Annotated in this window: 1 protein-coding gene and 2 pseudogenes; all 3 read left to right on the forward strand. The window is 64.8% G+C overall.

The genetic code is table 11. The features are described 5' to 3' along the window. Positions 1-323, forward strand: a pseudogene (locus EN932_RS35690) (sugar ABC transporter substrate-binding protein); the annotation flags it as partial. A gap of 89 nt (positions 324-412) precedes the next feature. Then, positions 413-1210 (forward strand): ATP-binding cassette domain-containing protein, encoded by a 798-nt coding sequence (locus EN932_RS35695; RefSeq protein ID WP_127369457.1) that lies wholly within the window; start codon positions 413-415, stop codon positions 1208-1210. Next, a pseudogene (locus tag EN932_RS35700) lies at positions 1207-1628 on the forward strand (ABC transporter permease); the annotation flags it as partial. The gene EN932_RS35695 and the pseudogene EN932_RS35700, both read left to right, overlap by 4 nt.

Here is a 1628-nt window from a genome sequence, read left to right on the forward strand (position 1 = left end):
CCGACGTCAGGGCGGTCGGCTATCCCGGCGGGCAGATGCTCGGCAATGTCTCGACCTATATGCAGGCGGCCGGACGCAAGGCGGGCGAGATCTTCAATTTCGGCTTCGACACCAGCCCGCAGATCGTCGAGGGTTTCAAGGGCGGCTGGGTGCAATTGACCGCCGACCAGCAGCCGTTCCTGCAGGGCTATCTGCCGATCCTCAGCCTCTGCCAGCAGGTTGTGCTGGGGCTGGCGCCGATGAATGTCGACACCGGCGCCGGCTTCGTCACGCCCGAAAATTACGAGATCGTCGCCGAGCTCGCCAAGCAGGCGCTGCGCTGACCTCCCAAGCCGCCGGCCGGGATCTCAGGCCCCGGCCGGCGGGACCGCTGGCGACGACGCCGGCACGAGACAATGAAAGCGAGCATCCGATGGCCGAACGCCTCATCGAACTGCGCGACATCAGCAAGTCCTATGGCCAGGTCTATGCGCTGGGCGGGGTCAATCTCAGCGTCGACCGCGGCGAGGTGGTCGGCCTGCTCGGTGACAATGGCGCCGGCAAGTCGACGCTGATCAAGATCCTCTCGGGCGTGGTCAAGCCGACCAGCGGCGAAATCCTCGTGCGTGGTAAGCCGGTGACCGGGTGGAGCGCGGCGCGTTCCCGCGAAGCCGGCATCGAGACGGTGTTCCAGGACCGGGCGCTGGCCGTGCAGCAGACCATCGTTCGCAACATCTTCATGGGCCGCGAGCTGACCGGATTCTTGGGCTTTCTCAGGGTCAACAAGGAGATCGAGGAGGCAAGCCGGCTGATGCGCGAGATCGGCTTCACCTCGAAAGTGTTCACGCCGCAGTCGATCGTCGGCCAGCTTTCGGGCGGCGAACGCCAGGGCGTGGCGATCGCCCGCGCCATCTACAAGCAGGCCGAGCTGATCGTCCTCGACGAACCGACGACGGCGCTGTCGCTGACCGAAACCGCCAAGGTATTCCATTTCGTGCGCCAGGTGCGGGCGAGCGGCCGCTCGATCCTGTTCATCGGCCACAACATCCATCATGTCTTCGACATCGCCGACCGCTTCGTGGTGCTGGATCGCGGCAGGATCGCACTGACGACCGACCGCAGCGAGGTCAAGTCGGCCGAAGACCTCATCAACTTCATGGAAGAGGTTGCGCATCCCGGCGGATTGGCCGGGCTGCACGATGCCGGCGACGCGGAGCAGAGAGCACGATGAGCAAGACCATGGAGCCCGACCTGCACGAGCCGTCCTCCGGCATTCCCCGTCCCAGTTCTCAGAAGGAATGGAGGCACCCATCCGATCACTGGATGCGCGGCTTCATCCTCGACAACCGTGCCGCGCTCGGCACGCTCGCCGTGTTCATCGTCATGATGACGGTGTTCCTGATCGCCAACCCGACCGTTTTCACCACCTGGTATCTCTACCGTTCGGTGCTGACGACGCTCCCCGTTGCGCTGTTCGTGGTGGTGCCGCTGGTCTTCGTCGTCACCTGCGGCGAGATTGACCTGTCGTTTCCGGCAACGATGGGCTTCGCCTCATGGGTCTTCGCGCTGGTCGTGCAGGCCGGTTACGATCCGTTTCTCGGCATCGCCGCGGCACTCGTCACCGGCATGCTGCTCGGCTTCCTCGTAGG

The sequence above is a fragment of the Mesorhizobium sp. M7A.F.Ca.US.002.01.1.1 genome, assembly GCF_004022955.1.
Taxonomy (GTDB): Bacteria; Pseudomonadota; Alphaproteobacteria; order Rhizobiales; family Rhizobiaceae; genus Mesorhizobium; species Mesorhizobium ciceri.